The organism is Paraphotobacterium marinum (assembly GCF_002216855.1).
Lineage (GTDB): Bacteria > Pseudomonadota > Gammaproteobacteria > Enterobacterales > Vibrionaceae > Paraphotobacterium > Paraphotobacterium marinum.
The window spans coordinates 1,097,844-1,114,828 of record NZ_CP022355.1 but is presented as its reverse complement, the minus strand read 5'-3'; the positions used below and the strand labels follow the sequence as shown (position 1 = coordinate 1,114,828).

15 protein-coding genes and 1 pseudogene are annotated in these 16,985 nt (G+C 31.4%); 4 read left to right on the top strand and 12 right to left on the bottom strand.

The genetic code is table 11. From position 1 onward, the window contains the following. Nucleotide 1: 1 nt before the first annotated feature. Nucleotides 2-577 carry a thymidine kinase gene (locus tag CF386_RS05835; protein WP_089073467.1) on the bottom strand — a complete coding sequence of 192 codons (576 nt, stop codon included), beginning with the start codon at nt 575-577 and terminating at the stop codon, nt 2-4. A gap of 18 nt (nt 578-595) precedes the next feature. Beyond that, nucleotides 596-865: a YcgL domain-containing protein gene (locus CF386_RS05830; protein WP_089073466.1), complete on the bottom strand. Its 270-nt coding sequence runs from the start codon at nt 863-865 to the stop codon at nt 596-598. Between the two features lie 394 nt (nt 866-1,259). On the opposite strand from CF386_RS05830, the gene minC reads away from it, so the two are divergent. From minC to minE, 3 genes and pseudogenes are all read left to right on the top strand, one after another. Continuing rightward, nucleotides 1,260-1,964 (top strand): septum site-determining protein MinC, encoded by a 705-nt coding sequence (gene minC / locus CF386_RS05825; protein ID WP_089073465.1) that lies wholly within the window; start codon nt 1,260-1,262, stop codon nt 1,962-1,964. Nucleotides 1,965-1,983: 19 nt separating this feature from the next. Continuing rightward, nucleotides 1,984-2,795 (top strand): annotated as a pseudogene (gene minD, locus CF386_RS05820) (septum site-determining protein MinD). 6 nt (nt 2,796-2,801) lie between these two features. After that, complete coding sequence (minE, locus tag CF386_RS05815) at nt 2,802-3,062, top strand: cell division topological specificity factor MinE (RefSeq protein ID WP_089073464.1); 261 nt, start codon at nt 2,802-2,804, stop codon at nt 3,060-3,062. An 8-nt stretch (nt 3,063-3,070) separates the two neighbouring features. On the opposite strand, the gene CF386_RS05810 is transcribed toward minE, so the two are convergent. The 4 genes from CF386_RS05810 to CF386_RS05795 are packed head-to-tail and all read right to left on the bottom strand — an operon-like array spanning nt 3,071 to nt 6,822. Next, nucleotides 3,071-3,394, bottom strand: a complete 324-nt coding sequence (locus tag CF386_RS05810) for a ribonuclease D (protein WP_145955016.1) — start codon at nt 3,392-3,394, stop codon at nt 3,071-3,073. 11 nt (nt 3,395-3,405) lie between these two features. After that, nucleotides 3,406-4,197: a ribonuclease D gene (locus CF386_RS05805; RefSeq protein ID WP_089073462.1), complete on the bottom strand. Its 792-nt coding sequence runs from the start codon at nt 4,195-4,197 to the stop codon at nt 3,406-3,408. Nucleotides 4,198-4,208: 11 nt separating this feature from the next. Beyond that, nucleotides 4,209-4,880, bottom strand: a complete 672-nt coding sequence (tsaB, locus tag CF386_RS05800; protein ID WP_158522309.1) for a tRNA (adenosine(37)-N6)-threonylcarbamoyltransferase complex dimerization subunit type 1 TsaB — start codon at nt 4,878-4,880, stop codon at nt 4,209-4,211. Beyond that, nucleotides 4,807-6,822 carry an ATP-dependent DNA helicase gene (locus CF386_RS05795; RefSeq protein WP_089073460.1) on the bottom strand — a complete coding sequence of 672 codons (2,016 nt, stop codon included), beginning with the start codon at nt 6,820-6,822 and terminating at the stop codon, nt 4,807-4,809. The genes tsaB and CF386_RS05795 overlap by 74 nt, the downstream gene beginning before the upstream one ends. A 121-nt stretch (nt 6,823-6,943) precedes the next feature. Here CF386_RS05795 and argS point away from each other — a divergent pair, with 121 nt between their 5' ends. Further along, nucleotides 6,944-8,674, top strand: coding sequence for an arginine--tRNA ligase (gene argS, locus CF386_RS05790; protein ID WP_089073459.1), 1,731 nt, complete (start codon nt 6,944-6,946; stop codon nt 8,672-8,674). A 4-nt stretch (nt 8,675-8,678) separates the two neighbouring features. On the opposite strand, the gene CF386_RS05785 is transcribed toward argS, so the two are convergent. The 6 genes from CF386_RS05785 to CF386_RS05760 form a co-directional block, all read right to left on the bottom strand. After that, on the bottom strand, nt 8,679-9,938 hold the full coding sequence (locus CF386_RS05785; protein WP_089073458.1) for a peptidoglycan DD-metalloendopeptidase family protein: 1,260 nt from the start codon (nt 9,936-9,938) through the stop codon (nt 8,679-8,681). 184 nt (nt 9,939-10,122) lie between these two features. Next, a complete protein-coding gene (gene sucD, locus CF386_RS05780) occupies nt 10,123-10,983 on the bottom strand; it encodes a succinate--CoA ligase subunit alpha (protein WP_089073457.1) in 861 nt (286 codons plus the stop codon). Between the two features lie 3 nt (nt 10,984-10,986). Further along, on the bottom strand, nt 10,987-12,150 hold the full coding sequence (sucC, locus tag CF386_RS05775) for an ADP-forming succinate--CoA ligase subunit beta (protein WP_089073456.1): 1,164 nt from the start codon (nt 12,148-12,150) through the stop codon (nt 10,987-10,989). 29 nt (nt 12,151-12,179) lie between these two features. Continuing rightward, on the bottom strand, nt 12,180-13,391 hold the full coding sequence (odhB, locus tag CF386_RS05770; RefSeq protein ID WP_089073455.1) for a 2-oxoglutarate dehydrogenase complex dihydrolipoyllysine-residue succinyltransferase: 1,212 nt from the start codon (nt 13,389-13,391) through the stop codon (nt 12,180-12,182). A 32-nt stretch (nt 13,392-13,423) separates the two neighbouring features. Next, nucleotides 13,424-16,234 carry a 2-oxoglutarate dehydrogenase E1 component gene (sucA, locus tag CF386_RS05765; protein WP_089073454.1) on the bottom strand — a complete coding sequence of 937 codons (2,811 nt, stop codon included), beginning with the start codon at nt 16,232-16,234 and terminating at the stop codon, nt 13,424-13,426. Between the two features lie 24 nt (nt 16,235-16,258). Then, nucleotides 16,259-16,972, bottom strand: a complete 714-nt coding sequence (locus CF386_RS05760; protein WP_089073453.1) for a succinate dehydrogenase iron-sulfur subunit — start codon at nt 16,970-16,972, stop codon at nt 16,259-16,261. Between the last annotated feature and the right edge of the window lie 13 nt (nt 16,973-16,985).

Genomic DNA, 16,985 nt, shown 5'->3' with positions numbered 1-16,985 from the left:
GTTAACTTTTTCTGAAAGCCTCTCTGTAATGCTTTCTGCAGAGAGAAATATATTTTTCATTACCGCCAATATCAATTTGAGAACCTTCTCTTATTGGCGTACCATCTTCAGTCTGTCTTAAAACCATGTTAGCCTTTCTTCCACAAAAACATATGGTTTTAAGTTCAACTAATTTATCTGACCAAGCTAACAAATATTGACTACCTTCAAACAACTCTCCCTGAAAATCGGTTCTAAGTCCATAACACAATACAGGTATATCTAACATATCTACAACATTTGATAATTGAAGCACTTGAGACTTAGTTAGAAATTGACTTTCATCAATTAATAAGCAATCTAATTTAAAGTCTTTTTCACTGATTGACTTGTAAAAATCAGTGTTTTTGTCAAATGTAAATGCTTTTTCAGAGAGTCCAATTCTAGAAGACACTTTACTTTCACCAAAACGTGTGTCTATTTTTGCTGTATAAATAAGTGAATTTAACCCTCTTTCTTTGTAATTAAAAGAAGCTTGTAGTAAGTTAGTAGATTTTCCAGCATTCATAGTGGAATAATAAAAATATAATTGTGCCAAGAATCTTTCCTCTAAAACTTATAAAAAGTATTGCTTATATTCATCAATAAAACTCATTTCTTCTTTTGGCAACTGCAAATAAAAGCCTCTTTCAGCTAGTTCTTTTTTTAACTCTTCTAAGTTTACTTGAGCAAGGCTTTTCCTTTTCTCTAAATTAACTGCCATAACAAAGTTTATACTTTTAAATGTTGCCTTTAATTTTTCAGGTAAAGATTCAAAGTTATCTTTTTTTGGAATATAAAGATACATTCCATCTTTTTTTGGATTTTTGTAAATATAACAAAACATAATAATAACCTATTTTTAATTTATACGAAAAACAAACATATAAATATAAATGCAAATCAATTTTAAAAATCGTAAAATCATATTTGTGAAGTTTACATAAATAAATTATGAATTAAAAGTTAGAAATTAATTTGCTATTATCTATATACTCTAATTTAGATGTCTAGTATTTAAACTAAACTATTGTTTGCAAAACTTTGACTTTATAATTCACTATGAAATAATAAGTCAATTGTTTTTTATTTGTTAAAAAAGTTTATAAAATTTAACATATTTATCATAAAAATCATTTTTTTTAAAATTTTCGATATATGTAGTGAATTGTCTCATTGAAAAATTATTTATAAAATGAGACTATATTAATCATGGAAAATTTAAATCAAGTAATTCAATAATGTCGAATAATATTGAGCTTAAAGGAAGTAGTTTTACCTTATCTGTTATCCACCTACATGACAACGATTTAGATAAAGCTATCCAAAACTTAAATCACAAAGTTCAACAAGCACCTTCTTTTTTTTCATCTGCACCAGTTGTAATCAATATATCCAAAATAAAACAAAGTGTTGATTTTAATTTATTAAAAAAAGAAATCTTTTCAACTGGTTTGGTTCCCGTTGGTATAACGGGATGCTCACAACCCGAACTAATAGAAAATGCTAGACAATCAGGTTTTGCTATCATGAATGCTGGAAGACAAATAGTTAATCATCATGATGAAAAACCACACCAAGAAAATAATCAAACTGAAACAAGTAATAAAGAACATTCAAAAACAAAAATTATTAAGACCCCAGTTCGGTCTGGTCAACAAATTTATGCCCAAGATTGTGATCTTGTCGTGATGAATAATGTTAGTGCAGGTGCTGAAATTATCTCTGATGGAAATATCCACATTTATGGAACATTAAGAGGAAGAGCAATTGCCGGTGCACAGGGTAATCAAGAGTCTATAATATTTTGTAATAATCTAAAACCTGAATTAATTTCAATTGCAGGTAATTATTGGCTAAGTGAAAATATAGCCAAAGACTATTGGGCGCAACCAACATTAACTACATTACAAAATAATAATTTAAATATTCAATTATTAGTATAAAAATATAAGGAAACATTCAATGTCAAGAATTATTGTCGTTACATCAGGAAAAGGTGGGGTTGGCAAAACCACGTCTAGCGCTTCAATAGCGTCAGCTCTTTCAATGAAAGGAAAAAAAACCGTTGTTATAGATTTTGATATTGGACTTCGAAATTTAGATTTAATTATGGGATGCGAAAGAAGAGTTGTATATGATTTTGTAAACGTAATAAATGAAGAAGCAAAACTTTCTCAAGCTCTTATTAAAGATAAAAGATTAGAAAACTTATTCATTTTACCAGCCTCACAAACTCGTGATAAAGATGCTTTAACAAAAGATGGTGTTGCAAAGGTCTTAAATGAACTTAAAAAAATGAACTTTGATTTTATAATTTGTGACTCTCCTGCTGGCATTGAGGCTGGTGCACTTATGGCGTTATATTTTGCTGATGATGCCATTGTTACAACAAACCCAGAAGTTTCTTCAGTTCGAGATTCAGATAGAATTTTAGGTATTTTAGACTCAAAATCAAAAAGAGCTGAAAATGGTGAAGCACCGGTTAAACAACATTTATTATTAACGCGATATAACCCATCTAGAGTAACGAATGGTGATATGCTTAGTGTAAAAGATGTAGAAGAAATTCTTCACATACCTTTATTGGGTGTTATTCCAGAAAGCCAAACAGTTTTAAACTCATCAAATAAAGGTGAACCAGTTGTTTTCGACGAACACTCAAATGCTGGCCTAGCATATATGGATACAGTTGATAGATTATTGGGTGAAGATAAGGCATTTAGATTCCTTGATGAAGAAAAAAAGGATTCCTTAAAAGATTATTTGGAGGATAATTTTATATGTCATTACTAGAATTTTTTAGAGCAAAAAAAAAGACATCTGCAAATATTGCAAAAGAACGCCTGCAAATTATAGTTGCAGAAAGAAGGTCTGGCTCAACATCTGCGCCAACATATTTGCCACAATTGAAAAGAGATATTTTGGAAGTGATTCGAAATTATGTTGAAATTTCACCTGAACAAGTATCAGTTAATCTTGACCATAAAGATGAAGAGCTGGCTGTTTTAGAGCTAAATGTAACTTTGCCGGATGACAAGTAAGTCGTAAATTAGTTTTGCTCTAAAATATTTCTCACACTTTTATAAACAATATCAAACCTCCAACTTTGAATTAATACTGGGAGGTTTGTTTGATCATATTCATCTAACCACGCCCACTCAATCAACTGTTTTATCATTTTTTTAGAAAAAAGAGCCTCTCTAGGAATTTCAAATTCTAAGCTTAATTCAATTAATCTTTTTAAAATTTCTTTATGAGTTTTTTTATATTTTGGGGTATCATCAATTTTCAAAATTTTATTAGGGTATTTGCTAACACAAACATCTTTCATTTTAGAAAGAATAGTAATTAAATGTTTTCCATGATGTTTCATTTCATTTAAATTCAAACCACATTTTTTAATTGATTAATAGAGAAGCTTTCAAGTTTAATAATTTTAAATAATAACTCTTCTCTTAAGATAAAGTTTACTGCAATATTTCTTTTTATTGCTTCTTCAACTCTCCATTTAGCTAATTTTTGTAATAAAAATAATTCAAAGGGTTGAAGCTTCCATAAGCCATTAAATTTAAGATATTCAACATCAGAGTTATGAGTTTGTTTTTTAGCTTCAAGAAGCCTATTGCATTCTATCAAAATTAAACCGTCTAATTTTCTTTCAATTGATAAATGATTTAATCTCTGATAAATGGGGTATAAATAATAAACATCACTTGCAGCATACCTTAGCTGACTTTCACTTAATGGTCTATGTAACCAGTTTGATCGACTTTCACTTTTATCAATATCAATGTTTAATAACTGTGAACACAGTTTAGAAAAACCTACTGATAAACCTAAACCAAGAAAAACTGCCATTATTTGTGTATCAACTATATTAGTAATGTCATAAGGAGATAAATGCACAATAATATCCAGATCTTCTGATGATGAATGAAATACTTTTTTGATATCAGGATTACTTAAAGTTAACCAAAGTAAATCTAAATTTTTAATTTTAATAGCATCAAAAATATATAAATTTTTTCCATCAAAAATCTGTAAAATACTCAAGGATGCAAAAAAAGTTCTAGTTTTAACGAACTCCGTATCAATCATTAAAATAGGTGCATCTCTCAAAAGTAAGCAGGACTTTTCAAGTTCTAGTTCATTTTCAATTAAAGTATATGAAATCATTTTTAAAATACTTAAACAATTTTATTTCTAATATAAAGAGCTTCTAATTCAGTCGCTGATTTATAATTTCCGTTAAGAAAACTTATGTATCCCAAGTTTATTAAATCTTCTGCATCTGGATAAAAAATTTCAGCATTATGAATTGATGTTAAATTATTGTGGAGCTCTTCGTATGCATCCCAACCATTACCGACTAAAATTGCCTCACTTTTATATTTTAGAACAAACTCGAGAGCTTCATGAGGATCAATAACTCTCTCATCTAAAATAGACTCAAGGTTATTAGTAGTTTTTGCTTTATGAAATAAAGAAAAATATACTTGGTTCATCCTAGCGTCCATTGCTGCAAAAATATATTTTGAATTATGTGTCTTTAAAGCAGAATAAGACATAACCTCCAAGGAAGATAAACTTACAACAGGTATATTTAAACCAAAAGCTATGCCTTTTGCGACTCCTAAAGCAACTCTAATACCTGTAAAACTGCCAGGACCAGAGCCGACACATACTAAATTTAAATCAGAAATAGAAATATTAAACTGTTTTAATAATTTATCTATATATGGCAAGATTTTTAAAGTGTGTTCTCTAGGTGTCGGTATGTTTATTTTATTTATTTTTTGACCCACCTTTAATGCCACTGAGCATACTTCTGTTGAAGTATCCAAACCCAAAATATTCATTTTTAATATCTCCTTTAACATGATGTAAAATAAAATTTTCAACTTTATCAATTGACCTTGTTTTCTTCAAGGGCGGCAAACTCTTTAGAAAAATAGAACCGTAAGACTTGCATACTATTCTATTATCACAAATTATTAAAGTACCTTTATCTTCTTTATCCCTGATAAGGCGTCCTACTCCTTGTTTTAGAGATATTACGGCTTCAGGAAGTTGAAGTGCTGAAAATGAGTCGATATTTTGTTTCTTTAAATATTTAATTTTTGCTTTAAGTAATGGGTCATCTGGAGCTGAAAATGGAAGCTTTTCGATAATAACGCAACTCAATAAATCACCTTTGATATCAACGCCCTCCCAAAATGAACTTGTTCCAATTAGTATTGCGTCTCCTAATCTCTTGAAATCTTCTAATAAAGCTTTCCTAGACTTATCGCCTTGTTTTAAAATTGGGAAACTCAGTACTTTGCTAAATTCATCATATAATTTATTAACTACAAAGTGAGATGTACAAAGAAAAAAACATCTACCATTATTAACTTTGATCACATTACTTAGGAGCTCAACAAGTCTTTCTGCTTTATTACTATCGTTAACTTCCGGTAAACAACGAGGAACACACAGGAGAGCTTGGTGTTCATAATCAAAGGGACTATTGAATGTCTTTTCTTTATAAGGGGAAAGTCCGAGCTTTTTATTAAAATATTCAAACGTTTCATTCACTGAAATTGTAGCTGATGTGTAAATCCAAGCCGCATCTTTAATTCCTATCATTTCTTGGTATTGACGAGAAATATCTAAAGGTGTCATGTTAAATTTAAAATAATTTTTAGATTTAACTTCGATCCAATAAGAAATATCTGAATCTAAGGCACTTTTAAAATTTTTCAGAAATAATTTTAATTTAGTTAACCTCTCAAAGATCAAATCTAGTTCATCACTTCTATCTAAAGAAATTTTTACAACTTCATATGCAAAATTGATACTATCTATTAACTGGTTAAATGCATCTTGGACAGGTTTTTCATGAACTAAAGCATCCCACTCTTTTTTAAAAGAGTAACCAGTAAATGACTCTAATAGTTTATCTTTAGCATTAGATATTTTTAATGATACAATCTTCAACTGTTTAATATCTCTAAGCTCATTTAAGTAGATATCCTTAATATCCTGAATTAAAAAGCTTAGATTCCCTGATGAAAAACTATCGCCAAAATATTGCAGTGCAATATCCGGTAATTGATGAGCCTCATCAAAAATCATAACATCTGGATCTGGTAGAATCTCCCCAAAACCACTATCTTTTAAAGAAAGATCTGAAAAGAACAAATGATGATTAATAACAATAATGTCGGACTTAGCCGCTTTGTCTCTTGCTTTAACTACAAAACATTTATCATAAAAGTCACACTTTCTACCTAAACAATTATCATTATTTGACGTAATAAGAGGAATTAATTTACTATCTTCCGCAATATCAGAAAAATTACTTAACTCACCGGTAGTAGTTTCTCGTGACCATTTTTTCAACTTTGATATTATTTCAAAATTATAAGAGCTTGTATTTTTGTCATTAAAAAAATCCGATTGACAATGAAGGTTTTGTTCTACTCTATGTAAACACAAGTAATTTTTTCTTCCTTTTAGAAGTGATATAATCAGTTCTTTGTCAACAATTTGTTTTAACGCATTAATATCTTTGTAAAATAATTGTTCCTGTAAAGTAATTGAACCAGTAGATATTATTACCTTTTTTTCTGACAAGATTGAAGGAACCAAATATGCAAAGGTTTTTCCTGTGCCAGTACCTGCTTCAACAACGAGCACACTTTTATCTGAGATTGCTTCCATAATTGCTTCAGACATCTCTAGTTGTTCATTACGAAGTTGATAACCTTCAATAAGATCAGAAAGTTTTCCACTCTCACCAAAATATTTTTTTAACATTAAATTCTTAATTAACTTTTTTTATACTATGAATCAATATAATGATATAATAAATTATTTTTTCTTATCTTAAAATATTAATATAAGTATTTTGCTTCAGATAAATGCAGTGGAGTTTAATGTGAGCATTCAATCAATCTTAAATGAAAAAGTCACAAGCGCAATTCATCAAGCCGGTATTCAGGAAGAGTTTAATCCTGCAGTTAGAGCTTCAACCAAACCTCAATTTGGCGATTATCAAGTTAATGGTCTTATGGGAATTGCTAAACGTCATAAAATTAACCCTCGTGAATTAGCCACAAACGTTCTTACCCATTTAGACTTAGATAATATAGCGGAAAAAGTTGAAATTGCTGGTCCAGGATTTTTAAATATCTTTTTAAAAAATGAATGGCTAAGCTCGCACATTTCTTCTTTAGTTCAGGAAAATACTATTAAGATGACGGATCAGAAAAAGCAAACAATTGTTGTTGATTACTCCGCGCCTAACATTGCTAAAGAAATGCACGTTGGTCATTTGAGAACAACTATAATTGGTGATTGCTTAGTGAAAGTTCTTGATTATCTTGGGCATAATGTTATTCGAGCAAATCATATAGGTGATTGGGGCACTCCATTTGGGATGTTAATTGCGCATTTAGAAGACATTGAAAGTAACGCAAAAAACCATCAGCAGCTATCAGATCTTGATATGTTTTATAAAGAGGCCCAAAAAAAATTTAAAGAAAATGAAGAGTTTGCAAATAAAGCTCGTAAGTACGTATCTGAACTTCATAATGGAAATAAAAAAATAATTTCACAATGGAAAAAACTTATTGACATCACAATGTCTCAAAATCAAACTTTATATAACCGATTAAATATTTCTCTTAGTCAAGAAAATATCATGGGTGAATCATTTTACAATCATATGTTACCAGGAATTGTAAATGATCTTTTATCAAAAAATATAGCTACTAAGGACCAAGGTGCCACTGTTGTATTTCTTGAAGAGTTCAAAAATAGAGATGGAAATCCTATGGGAGTTATCATACAAAAAAAAGACGGAGCTTACTTGTATACAACAACTGACATTGCATGCCTAAAGTATAGATATGAAACATTGAAAGCAGATCGTATCCTTTATTGTATTGATGCTAGACAAAACCAACATTTACAACAAATTTGGGCTATCTCAAAAAAAGCAAATTATATTTCAGAAGATGTTTCCCTAGAACATATTCAAAACGGAATGGTTTTAGGTGATGATGGTAAACCATTTAAAACTAGAAGTGGAAAAACTGTTAAACTTCTTTCATTAATTGATGAATCTGAATCAAGAGCTTATAAACTTATAAAAGAAAAAAATCCTACATTAAGTGACGCTGAAATAACTCAAATGGCTAAGTTAATCGGAGGTGCTTCAATAAAATATGCTGAGCTTTCGAAAAGTCGAACAACAGATTATATTTTTAACTTTGATAATATGCTTTCATTTACAGGAAATACAGCACCGTATTTACTTTACGCATATACAAGAATTCAATCGATTTTATCTAAATCAAACCTTAACAACTCACTAGAACAAAAGTATAAGTTTATCATTACAAATAACATTGAAAAACAAATTGCTCTTCAAGTTGCTCAGTTTGAGGACGTAGTTAAAACTGTTGCTAAAGATGGAACTCCTCATATTCTTTGTAGTTATTTATTTAATTTATCTGGATTATTCTCATCTTTCTACGAATCTAATCCAATTCTACAAGAGAGTGAAGAAATTAAAAATAGCCGACTTTTGTTAGTTCAAATCGTCTCAATTGTTATGAAAACCAGTTTAGAGCTTTTAGGTATAGAATCCTTAAACAAAATGTAATTCATTAACCACTTTCCAACTCACCAATTAATTTTTGTTTAATTGGTGATGTTTGAGCATAAAACTTTTTCCTATTCTGAACTTGTTGTTTAATCATTTTACTAACTCTATACGGATCTAAATGTTTATTGTGTTTTAAAATTTCAAAATGCAAATGTGGTCCTGTTGATATTCCAGTATTTCCTGACAGTCCAATTAATTGTCCCTTTTTAACACGCTGTCCTTTTTTTACAATTCTTTTGTGTAAATGTAAATATTTAGTGATATACCCACCAGTATGCTTTATAGAAATTATATTCCCGCTATATCGATTTTTATGGGACGCAATAACTATTCCATGTCCAACACTATGTATTCTTGTACCAGTTGGCATGGCATAATCAATTCCTCTATGAGGTGTAATGCGTTTAGTTACAGGATGAAGTCTTCTGGGATTAAAATGAGAAGAAATCCTATATAATTTTTTTGTTGGGTATGGTAAAAATTTAGCAAGGTTTCTAAAACCTTTTTCATTGTAAAATTGATTGTTATATTTAAAAGCAAATATTTTGGTATTATTTTGCTCATATAATACAGCTTTTACTCTCGAAGAAATGATATTTTTTTTTAAAATCTCCTCTTCCATTAATACTATAAATTGATCATTTTTCTTAACATCTTTACTTAAATTTATTTTATGAGAAAGAGCCTGACCTATTTCATGAATTTGTGTTGCATTTAGGCCTGTTTTTATAGCAGATTGGTAAAAGTTGTTTTCAATATAACCTTTAACATACCTATCAACTTTAACCCCCCTTTTCACAATTTTTCGATATTGATAATAATTATTTTTCCACTCAAAATTATCTATTTCAGACTGATTATGATAAATATTAAATTCAATAATTTTTGAGTTTTGGGAAGACTGTTTCCATTCAATTAATTGTCCTGGATAAATTTTTTTATTAACTGGTAACTTATCTTTAATTAGATTTAAATCTCGTATGGGTAAACCAAATTTCATAAAAACTTTTTGTAAGCTATCGCCCGCATTTAAAGTATACGTAATATATTCATTAGCCTGACCATCAAAGTCATTTGATAAGTTTTCTAAATTATCCAATTGTTCTATGTTGTCAAAACTCTTATTTTTATCAATTTGAAGTTTTATTTCTGTAATTTGTTTTTTTGGAAATTTTTCACTCTCATATTTTAAATGTATTAATAAGATTAATATTAAAAAAAAACCTAATGTAAATAAGAAAACTTTATATTTGTTTAACATAAATTAAATTTATTTAGATAATAATTTTAAGTATTAAAACAAGAGCTATATTTGCAAGGTAAGAATTGAAATTTAGTTAAGTAAATCAAAATATAAAGAAAATACTTATTGAAAAATCTTATGGATAGATTTGATTAAGGCAGATCTCTCTGCCTTTTTTAAGTCAATGTTAATTTAAAAAACATTAGGATTTTAGTGCAGAACCAATTTCAGCCAAACTTTTTACAATTGTAACTCCAGCACTTTCTAATGCATTGAATTTATCTTCAGCAGTTCCTTTACCACCAGATATAATAGCTCCTGCATGTCCCATTCTTTTACCGGGAGGAGCTGTAACTCCAGCTATATATGCAACAACTGGTTTTGTTACATTATCTTTAATATATTCGGCAGCTTCTTCTTCACTTGTTCCACCAATTTCGCCAATCATCACTATAGATTTGGTTTTAGGGTCCTTCTCAAACATTTCAAGAATATCAATAAAGTTTGATCCTGGTATTGGATCTCCCCCAATACCTACACATGTGGACTGTCCAAGACCTTCATCGGTAGTTTGTTTTACGGCTTCATAAGTAAGAGTACCTGAACGAGAAACAATACCTACTTCTCCAGGTAAATGAATATGACCAGGCATAATTCCAATCTTACATTCACCAGGCGTAATAATTCCAGGACAATTAGGTCCAATCATTCTCACTTTAGACTCATCTAATTTAACCTTTATTTCTAACATATCTAAAGTTGGGATACCTTCGGTGATTGTAACAATTAATTTGATACCAGCATCTATTGCTTCTAAAATAGCATCTTTGCAAAATGGTGCAGGAACATATATTACAGACGCTGTAGCTTGCGTACTATCAACTGCTTCTTTAACGGTGTTAAAAACAGGTAAACCTAAATGTGATGAGCCACCTTTACCAGGAGATACGCCACCAACCATTTTTGTACCATAAGCAATAGCTTGCTCAGAATGGAATGTACCTTGCCCACCCGTAAAACCTTGACATATAACTTTTGTGTTTTTATCAATTAGAATTGACATATTTTAAATCCTCGCTGCTTTCACAGCATTGACCGCTGCATTTGTTAAAGAATCTGCTGCAATAATATTTAAATTACTTTCAGCAAGCTTTTTAGAACCTAAATCAGCATTATTCCCTTCCAATCTAACAATAACAGGAACTTTTACTCCAACTTCTTTAATAGCGCCAATAATGCCATCTGCAATCAAGTCACATCTGACTATGCCTCCAAAAATATTAACTAAGACAGCTTTAACATTTTCATCCGACAAAATAATTTTAAATGCTTCTGTAACTCTTTCTTTTGTTGCACCACCGCCAACATCAAGAAAATTTGCAGGCTTACCGCCATGAAGATTAACAATATCCATGGTACCCATTGCCAGCCCTGCTCCATTAACCATACAACCAATATCACCATCTAAGGCAACATAATTCAACTCCCATTGGCTTGCGTGCGCTTCTCTTTCATCCTCTTGAGTCAAATCTCTCATTTCCTTCATCAAGGGTTGACGATATAGAGCATTACTATCAATATTTATCTTTCCATCTAAGCACATTAAATCTCCAGATTTTGTTAGGATAAGTGGATTAATTTCTAACAATGCAAAATCATATTCAGAAAACATTTTGCCTAAACCCATGAAGATATTAACAAACTGTTTGATTTGTTTTCCATCCAAACCTAATTTAAAAGCAAGAGCACGCCCCTGATATGGTTGTGGACCAACAAGCGGATCAATAGCTTCTTTATAAATTAATTCTGGTGTTTCTTCTGCCACTTTTTCTATATCAACACCACCTTCAGTCGAAGCCATAAAAACTATTCTTTGAGAGCTACGATCGATCACTGCACCTAAATATAATTCCTGTGCGATTTCAGAAGCTGATTCAACTAAAATTTTGGATACTGGTTGACCTTTCTCATCAGTTTGATAAGTAACAAGATTTTTTCCAAGCCAATGCTGCGCAAAATCTTTTACTTCTTCTCTAGTTTTACAAAGTTTAACTCCACCAGATTTCCCTCTTCCACCTGCATGAACTTGACATTTAACAACCCACATATTTCCATCTATTTTTCCAGAGGCTTCATATGCCTCTTGTGCTGTACTACAAGCAAAATTTTCTGGAATGGGCAAATTAAATTTTTGAAATAATTGCTTTGCTTGATATTCATGTAAATTCATATTTTATTCCTGTATAAATTTATTTTAAATTAAACATCTAATAATAAACGTCTTGGATCTTCTAGTAACTCTTTAATTGTTAATAAAAAACCAACAGATTCTTTACCATCAATAAGTCTGTGATCATAGGATAAAGCAAGATACATCATTGGCAAAATGACTACTTCACCATCAATTGCCATAGGCCTATCTTGAATTTTATGCATACCTAATATAGCAGCTTGAGGAGGATTAATAATAGGAGTAGACATCAACGAGCCAAATACACCACCATTAGTTATAGTGAAATTGCCACCTGTTAACTCCTCTACTGTCAGTTTACCATCTCTCCCTTTTAGTGCTAATTCTTTAATATTTTTTTCAATTTGAGAAACACTTAATAAATCACAATCTTTCAATACAGGTGTTACCAATCCTCTCGGTGTTGATACAGCAATACTAATATCAAAATAATTGTGATAAACAATATCATTTCCATCAATGGAAGCATTCACTTCAGGGAAACGTTTGAGAGCCTCGACAACTGCTTTGACATAAAATGACATAAAACCAAGTCTAATTCCGTGACGTTCTTCAAATATATCTTTATATTGTTTTCTCAATTCCATAATTGGCTTCATGTTAACCTCATTAAAAGTTGTTAACATAGCGGTACTATTTTTAGCTTCCAGTAACCTCTCTGCAACACGCTTTCTCAAACGTGTCATAGGTACTCTTTTTTCACTTCTAAAATCAGTCGCTGCTTTAAAAGTTTGCTCGGTCTCTGTTTTAGATTCATTTTGAGATTTATTCAAATAATTGTGAATATCTTCACTAGAAATTCTGCCACCTACACCAGTTGCTTGAACTTGATCTATATTGATATTGTGTTCAGCAATTAATCTTCTAACAGAAGGACTTAATCCCTTATCATCAGTTTTATCAGAAGGTTGAATAGAGTCTGTATTTGAATCTTTAATATCACTTTCATAACTATTTTCTTTAGAAGCTGTGGTGTTAGTCGCATCAGTGTTAATAATTGCTATGAGCTGCTTACTTAGCACAGTACTTCCTTCAGATTCAACAATAGATTCAATTGTTCCTTGGTTAGGCGAAGGTACTTCCAAAACCACTTTATCTGTTTCTATATCAACAATAACTTCGTCTCTCTCTACAAAGTCACCTACTTTTTTATGCCAAGTTGCTACTGTTGCATCAGCAACTGATTCAGGTAAATCGGGAACCAAAATTTCTAAGGCCATTTATATGACTCCTTTTTTTAAAAACTAAATAATTAAGATAAATTTAATGCATCTTCAATAAGTGCTTCTTGTTGCTTTAAATGGACACTGAGATAACCAACCGCCGGTGATGCAGACGCAGGACGGCCAGCATAAGATAATTCTGCTTTTTCAGGTATTACTGACCTAAAATTGTGTTGGCTAGAATACCAAGCTCCTTGGTTTTGAGGCTCTTCTTGACACCACACATAACTATTAACATGCTTATATTCTTGGAGAATCTCTAATAATTTCTTATAAGGAAATGGATAAAGTTGTTCAATTCTGATAATAGCGACTTTATAGTTTTTTGTTTTCTCTCTCTTATCAATCAAGTCATAATATACTTTACCTGAGCACAAGATGATCTTTTCAACATTTGCAGCTAAAATCTTTTCATCGACCTCTCCAATTGCACTCTCAAAAGAACCATTCCCTAATTCATCAATAGATGAGATACACTGGGGATGTCTCAATAAAGATTTTGGTGACATTATTACTAATGGTCTTCTCATAGTTCTAATCACCTGCCTTCTCAATACATGATAAATTTGAGCTGGTGTTGATGGAACAACTACCTGAATATTCTGTTCAGCACACAGTTGTAAGAATCTTTCTAGTCTTGCAGAGGAATGCTCTGGACCTTGGCCTTCATAACCATGTGGCAATAACATTGTAAGACCACACATACGACCCCATTTTTGTTCACCAGAACTAATAAATTGATCTATTACTACTTGAGCTCCATTAGCAAAATCGCCAAACTGAGCTTCCCAAATAGTTAATCCATTTGGCTCAGCTGTTGCGTAGCCATATTCAAATGCTAGAACTGCTTCCTCAGATAGGACTGAGTCGTAAATATAAAACTTTCCTTGATTATCACTAATGTGCTGTAATGGGATATATTCCTTACTTGAATCTTGATCATGAATAACTGCATGTCTATGAAAAAACGTGCCTCGTCCAGAATCTTGGCCTGTAATTCTAATTTGATATTGATCATTAACAAGAGTTGCATAAGCAAGTGTCTCGGCCATCCCCCAATCTAGAGGCATGTTCTCCTCTATCATTTTTTGTCTAATGTTATAAAGTTTGAGAACTCTATTATGTAATTTTATTGAGTCAGGGTATGAATTCACTTTTTTTGCAAGTTCTTTTAATACATTGATATCTAAATGACTCTCCCACTCCTCATCCCACTCATGACTAAGATATTTTGACCAATTCGAATTTTGATTATTCATTGGACGCCATTCTTTAACAACACACTCACCTTTATCCAATAAATCACGGTATTCGTTTACAAGAGACGTTGGAACAAATTGTTCAATAGTATTGTTTTTAAGAAGTTTTTCAGCGTATAGTTGTCGAGTTGTGGCATGTTTTTTTATGATTTTATACATAAGTGGCTGTGTTGCGCTGGGTTCATCACTTTCATTATGCCCGTGCCTTCGATAACAAACCAAATCAATAACAACATCACGATTAAATTTATCTCGGTAATTTACCGCTAACCTTGAAACAAATGCTACCGCTTCAGGATCGTCAGCGTTAACATGAAAAATAGGAGCCTGAACCATTTTTGCAATATCTGTACAGTAAGGTGTTGAGCGTGTATCTTCAGGTCTAGATGTGGTGAATCCGACTTGATTATTGACAACAATTCTTATTGTACCACCAACTTTATAACCTCTGGTTTGAGACATATTAAACGTTTCAGCAACCACACCCTGGCCTGCAATAGCAGAATCTCCATGGATAGTTATTGGAAGAACTTTTTCACCTAAAAGATCTCCATATCTCTCTTCCCTAGCTCTTGCAGAACCCATTACAACAGGATTAACAATTTCTAAGTGCGATGGGTTAAATGCCAATGCTAGATGAATATTTCCGCTGGGTGTATGAAAGTCTGCAGAGAAGCCTTGGTGGTATTTTACATCACCTGTTCCCCAAGTATCACCATGCTTACCACTAAACTCGTCAAATAGGTCTTGCGTCTTTTTGCCTATAACATTAACTAACATATTAAGCCTACCGCGATGAGCCATACCAATTACAACTTCTTTCACACCCTTGGTACCGCTAAATCGAATAATTTCTTTGATCATAGGGATTAATGAATCACCACCTTCTAAAGAAAATCTTTTCGAACCTGGAAACTTAGCACCTAAATATTTTTCCATTCCTTCTGCAGCAGTTAAATCATACAAAAAATTTATTTTTTCATCTTGCGTAAAATTAGATGTACCTAATGACAGTTCAAGATTTTTTTGTATCCATTTTTTTTCTTCGATATTGTTAATGTGCATATATTCAGCACCGATTGATTCACAATAAATTTGCTTCAATGCCGAATATATATCTCTTAATTTTAATTTATCTTTACTTAATCCCAGAACAGAACCCACATCAAAGCTTTCATCCAATGCATCAGCTAAATTGTGATGATATAAACTCAATTCTGGTACTTTGTCTATTTCTTTAAGGTTAAGTGGATCAAGTTTAGCTTCCTTGTGTCCATATAATCTAAATGAATTAATAAGCTGAAGGACTCTAACTTCTTTTGCCTGTTTATCTGGATCCTTAACAACACTGTAAGGGTTTGTTGTTTCTTTTGCTAAACTTCTGAAATAATCACGTATTTTAGAGTGGTTTACTTCTTGTGATATTTCAGTTTGCGGAAGAGATTGAAAAACTTGCTTCCATTCATCTGAAATATTATTAGGATCATTGAGAAAACTTTCATAAATTTCTTCAATGTAAGCCCCATTGTTACCTGAAAAATAAGAGCTCTCCATCCATTTTTTCAATGAATTATTTTGCATATAATATCCTTCTTATTTAGAGGTCTAAAGTGATTTTTCTAATAACATTGATTTTATTTTTCCAATTGCTTTGGTTGGATTCAAACCCTTTGGACAAACATTTACACAGTTCATAATTCCATGACATCTAAAAACACTAAAAGCATCATCAAGTTCTTGAAGTCTTTCATTTTTAGCTGTGTCTCGGCTATCAATTAGCCAACGATATGACGCTAATAAACCTGCTGGTCCAACAAATTTATCCGGATTCCACCAAAAAGAAGGACAAGATGTAGAACAACAGGCACACATAATACATTCATATAAACCATCTAGATGCGCTCTTTCTTCAGGAGTTTGAATATTTTCTTTAGGTTCTTCATTGTTACTATCATTAATTAAATATGGTTTTATTCTTTCATAATTTTTATAAAATTGCTCCATATCAACTACAAGATCACGTACTACAGGTAAACCTGGTAATGGTCTTATGACTATTTTACCTTTCTTAGATAACGAAGATACTGGCGTTATGCATGCAAGCCCATTAGTTCCATTTAAATTCATCCCATCAGAACCACAGACCCCCTCTCTACATGAGCGTCTAAAAGATAAAGTTGGATCTTGACTTTTCAAAAGAATAAGAGCATCAAGTACCATCATATCAGAGCCTTCAGCTATATCTAAACTATACTCCTGCATATAAGGCTTGTTATCTTTATCTGGATCATATCTATAAATTGAAAAATTAACATTCATATTCTATTTTCCT